This window comes from Streptomyces sp. H39-C1, assembly GCF_027158125.1.
Taxonomy (GTDB): Bacteria; Actinomycetota; Actinomycetes; order Streptomycetales; family Streptomycetaceae; genus Actinacidiphila; species Actinacidiphila fildesensis.
On sequence record NZ_JAPVLS010000197.1, the window covers coordinates 1 to 4,698 of the forward strand.

General features: G+C 62.0%; 4 protein-coding genes. All 4 read right to left on the reverse strand.

Features of this window, described 5'->3' with window-relative positions:
- Nucleotides 1-447: 447 nt before the first annotated feature.
- The 4 genes from O3W51_RS47245 to O3W51_RS47260 all read right to left on the reverse strand — a co-directional run bounded on the left by O3W51_RS47245 (nucleotide 448) and on the right by O3W51_RS47260 (nucleotide 4,012).
- A complete protein-coding gene (locus O3W51_RS47245; protein WP_269290204.1) occupies nucleotides 448-1,692 on the reverse strand; it encodes a transcriptional regulator in 1,245 nt (414 codons plus the stop codon).
- A gap of 329 nt (nucleotides 1,693-2,021) precedes the next feature.
- Nucleotides 2,022-2,183, reverse strand: coding sequence for a hypothetical protein (locus O3W51_RS47250; protein WP_269290206.1), 162 nt, complete (start codon nucleotides 2,181-2,183; stop codon nucleotides 2,022-2,024).
- A gap of 78 nt (nucleotides 2,184-2,261) precedes the next feature.
- The gene (locus O3W51_RS47255) at nucleotides 2,262-3,005 is read right to left on the reverse strand and encodes a hypothetical protein (protein ID WP_269290208.1); all 744 of its coding nucleotides are present in this window, start codon (nucleotides 3,003-3,005) and stop codon (nucleotides 2,262-2,264) included.
- A gap of 107 nt (nucleotides 3,006-3,112) precedes the next feature.
- Nucleotides 3,113-4,012, reverse strand: coding sequence for a hypothetical protein (locus tag O3W51_RS47260; protein ID WP_269290210.1), 900 nt, complete (start codon nucleotides 4,010-4,012; stop codon nucleotides 3,113-3,115).
- Nucleotides 4,013-4,698: the final 686 nt, after the last annotated feature.

The following is a 4,698-nucleotide window of genomic DNA, read 5'->3' on the forward strand; positions in this document are numbered from 1 at the left end:
CGCCCCGACACCTGGACAACGACCATCATCTGCACTGGTCACGCTTCCGACGCCGCAGCCAAGCCCGCGCCCGCAGATGCCACTACCAACGCCGAGGCCACCACCCCCACATGCGGTTGCAGTACTAGGCGGTCCATTCGAGTCCGAGCGCGGCGAGCGAGCTGTACGGGACTGAGCTTCGTGCGTCGCGTTTTCGCGTTCGTGAGTCAGAAGCCGAACTTCACAGGCATCTCACCTCCGTGTCGGTTCCGTATGTTGTCACCGTCGGTACCAGAGGCGTTGATGGGTGTGCCAGCGTGGTGGCACTGTCAGGGAGAGTGCTGGTCCGCACGGCCAGGACGCGTCGGAGCCGCAGTGGAGCAGCGCTGGGCGGAGGCCGTCGTAGCCGGATGCAGGTTCCCGGTCTGTCCGGGCGGTGCCGTTACTGGCCAAAGGGGGATTCGGGGATCAGTTGTTGTCACCGAGCAGCAACGTTCGGTGTTGTAGGGCGAGGTGCAGGAGCGCGGCGGCGATGGGAGCGAGTTGGGGTGAGGCGAGCACGTGGCGAACTTCGCCCTCTTCCAGGGGAAGACCGGTGACGGCGGTGCTACGCGGGCCGCTGACGAGGATGCCTTCGTCGTTGCTGTCGACGATCGTTGTGAAGATCGTGTCGAAGACGTCGGCGTTGAAGACTGCGATGGTCAGCAGACAGGGCACCAGATTTTGGGCTTCCACGCCCATCCCGAAGCACCACACGCGCAGGTGGCCGTGGGACAGCGCATGCTCAAAATCGGAGTATGGGGAGCGGGTGTAGTCGACTTCCACTCCGCCTTCGCCGGTTGCCTCCGCGGCGCCGAGCATCTCCTCGTTGTACTCGCGCATGATGTTGTGCCACAGGTTCAGATCCCGTAGATAGCCCACGGGCGATAGCGATGCGGGCTGGAAGATGCCTCCGGGGATGACGCTGTAAGTGCCCTCACCGTGCGCGCTTTGGCCGGGGCTGCGGTAGAGGAGGAAGAACGTGCCCTGCCCTGCGGCCGTCCGTCTGACGGTGAGAGTGCCGATCGAGGGGATCACGACGCGGCGTGACAGGGACAGGGGATCGGACTTCAGCAACGCGTGCAGAGGCATTCTGCGCCAGGCCGGCGCTGCCGCCGTGCGGCCGGCGGCCTGGGCCAACTCGTGGGTCATGGCCTCGCCCTGGTCCACGAGGTCGAAGTACCTGCCACGGCCGAACGTCAACAGCGGGCCGTCTGCGTGGCGCCAGTCCGCTTCGAGCAGGCGGAACGCAGGCCGGTTGTCGAACAGCGCAGGGCGCATGAGGCTCTCAAGGGCTTCTGCGTAGCCTGTGTACCTGCTCCACCGGGTGCGCTTGGGCAGGACTCGTCGTGCTGCTGCGGTCAGGGCGCGGTCTTCCGGGGGTTCGCTGTCCGCCCAGACAAGGCGGATACGGCTGATGGGTAGAGGAGAAGCTGGTCGCATCGTCGCGTCAGCCAGCAGAGCGCTGCTTCCGATCCGCTCCAGTGCAGGGGCCGCGTCGGTGTGCAGGTCGGCTGCGATGTGAGCCAGGCGGCCCACGCTTTCCCGCAGCTCGATGCGCACGGCCCGGAATCGAGCCTGCGATGCCTTGACAGTTGGATCATCCAGGGCCCGCCAGGCGTAATAGCCTCCCGCGACCCCCGCGACGCTCGCTAACACGCCGATGGCTTGCAAGATCTCGTTCCCACTCATACGCCCCCACAAGGCTTGGCATTTCGGTCATCGTTCCAGCCTGTGGGTAGGTGTGCCAGCACTCGGGGCGCACGCCGCGCACGCCAAGCTGGTACCGAAAAGTTCGCCGCACTCGCCCACCTCCGACTCCAGTGGACATGAGAAGGGGCGTGCCGAAGGCGGCCTAACGGGAGACCGTCAGACCGCCCCTGTTTTGCTATGCCACCGTCCGCCGTGATCAGCCTTCTCCGTTCCGCGCCGACCGCCTTCAGGAGTTCGCGTTGCCCGTTCATCAGCCCTGCCCAGACCGTGTGCTGACGCTGCTTCGCCAGTCACTTGCCACGTCCATGCCGTGGACGGTGAAGCCCGGTAGCACCGGCGTGGTCGTCCTCGTCCGTCAGCAGCTCCCGCAGCGCGGCGTAGTGCCGCTGCCACTCTCCGCCGGCCACGCGGGATCCACGCCGCCCCTGCCAGAACTGCGGGGGCTTCCGCATCAATAGCTCCTTCGGCGTCTCCGGCACCTGGTTCGAGAACTCCCACCTGGAGCCGTCACAAACCCGTTGTTTTCCAAATCAGCCACCGGGTGATGAACAGTATTCCTTATCGTGGGTCACAATCGATGCATCCAGGTTTCCATCCGGCTCGGATGCCATCCAGGTTGAGCTGTCTTTATCTGTCAATGCCCCCCATTGTCCGGGGCCATGTGCGAGAACTATTTCGTTGAGCGCAACGCCTGTCTTAGGCGCCAAGTCTGGATGCAACGTTTCACCCCAGGATCGCTTTTCGGTATCCTGGAAGAAAATAGCCGTCGTAGTAAACTCCGTCCCTCCAGCATGGGGGTTCAAGTTGATAACCATTATGTCAGTTTCGCATCCAGGTATGGTTTGGTCAGCGAACGACGTGAATCCCGAGTCTTCCTCTATGTTGTGAATGTTCACGTAGACGCGAAGAACTACTTCCGCCTGATTGTAGTTAGCGACCGAAAATGCGTTGTAATACAAAGAGGGTCCATCCTTCCCCGTCCGTTCGGCAATTTTCATTCTTAGTAAGTCGATGCCTTCAGTAATATTCACCTTTGAGGCAAATGCGTTCCTATCTCTCCTGGCTTCGATCGCAGCGGTTTCCGCGTTCAATTTTTCTGCTTTACGGCTTACAGTCAGTGCGGCATGGCTTACGTTGGCGGAATAAACGGCCGCCGAAGCGGAACAAATAGCAGCAAGCGTAGTAAGGCACGTCGCTATTTTTGCCGCGCGAGGCCAGCGGCCTCGACTGGGCCTCTCACGAGTGTATTGACCGCCGTTGCCCGCTTCAGACATGGTCACCTCCGATTTGCAAGACGAGCCCGCGACAGCTTCGGTTGCAGCGACGCCGCCCGTCTTCCCGGCGAGCGACACCTGGACTGGGATGACCTGGCCTGGGCTACTCAAGAAGCGGGACTCGTAGGTTCACCAGGCGTGCCACCAGAGGGAGAGGGAGGAGGCAGTAGAGAGTCGAAGTCTGTCCACCCTTCCCACAGCCACACGTCCTTGCCTGGGTCCGGCCGTACCGGAGCGAAGCGGCCGAGCTCAAAGTCGTCGTCGGTTGTCAGGTCGAACCACTTCTCGGCGGCAACCTCGGTTCCCAGATGCGTCGTGTACGCGGTGAGCCGGACCACTAGCTTCACGTTGTACGACTGAGCCAAGTCCTTCCCTTGGATGCGGGCGAGTGGCAGCTCAAGCACGGGGCTCTCGACCGGTATCCATAAGGTGCAGGGCGCGCCTCGCTCGACCGCCCACCAATACCGTTCTCCAGCTGGCACGCCCTCCTCGTTGAGCACTTGTAGTCGCTTCTTGTAGATGACGAGACTGGAATCGAGCGGGGTGGGCAGTTCCAGGTAGCGCAAATGAACTCGTGCTCTTAGATCAACGACTGACAGGTTGTCAAAGCGGTTGTAGAACCGTACTGCGATGATCGAGTTGTCGCTGGTTGCGTGCTGCTGTGCGTAGTTGCGAAAGTGCGCGGTCCGGGCGCCCGAGATACTGGCCCGCTCTCGCCAGACGAAGGGCTGCAACGCGAACATTTTGATCAGTACGATGCTCAGAAGCCCTGCGGGGACCAAAGCGCCGGTGATTGAGGTGATCGTGGCCAACAGCTGGTGCGCGCTGCTGTCCTGTTCCGGAACAAGGCTGTCCGTTCCTGAACAGGCCCGCAGTGTTGCAAGGCCCAGATTCAACAACTGCCCCGCGTCGCTAAACCGCTCGGCCATAGAGAGTGTCGACTGCGCTGTCAGCGTCCACACTGCTGTGATGACTACTGCCGTCCCAGCCAGCGCGGCAAGGGTCATCAGCAAGAGAGCGTGAGTGGATCGTTCGGCAATCCACCAGCGGACCGACTTGCGATATCGGGGATGTTCTCCACGTTCACCCGACTGACGCCACCGCTGTAACACTGGCAACCTGTGACTCCTGCGTGTAAAGAGGCCAACTTTGCAGAGAGATGACCAATTAGTATGTTATTGGCTCTGGTCTATCATGCTAAGCGCACGGGAGAGACTCCTATCCAAATCCTCCACAAGCTCGACCAGGACCTCCGTGGTTCAGCTACCGGGAGGTCGAAAATTTTCGCCGCGAGACCAAGAGGTCTACCGACGGCAACCGCGGCTTCGTGAACGCCATCGGGCCTCGGACGACGTGCCCTACCGGGAAGGTAAACCGGGGTGCGGAGGCTAGGCCGGGGGTCAGCACGAGTCTGCCTGGCACCCCGCGCTGACCACTCTCACGCCCATGCCAGTCCGAGGTTGGCGAGTGCGGTGAGCTTGTCGGCTCCCAGCTTGGTGCGTCTGCCTTTCTGGTTCATGATCCACACGCCAAGTCGCACCTCCGTCCCGTCCGGCAGCGCCTCTATGCGATGTGCCGCTTTGGTGTCAGTGGGGTGGTGTCAGTGACGGCACGTCAGATGCTGGTCTTTGTGCTGGTAGCGGTGGGTGTGGTGGTTTGGTTCGCTGACGCGGGGCGGTACATGCGGTGGGTT

Excerpts from the sequence above, each read along its gene's own strand:
- O3W51_RS47250 (WP_269290206.1), bottom strand. The coding sequence starts at position 2,183 with ATGCGGAAGCCCCCGCAGTTCTGGCAGGGGCGGCGTGGATCCCGCGTG.
- O3W51_RS47255 (WP_269290208.1), bottom strand. The coding sequence starts at position 3,005 with ATGTCTGAAGCGGGCAACGGCGGTCAATACACTCGTGAGAGGCCCAGT.
- O3W51_RS47260 (WP_269290210.1), bottom strand. The coding sequence starts at position 4,012 with ATGACCCTTGCCGCGCTGGCTGGGACGGCAGTAGTCATCACAGCAGTG.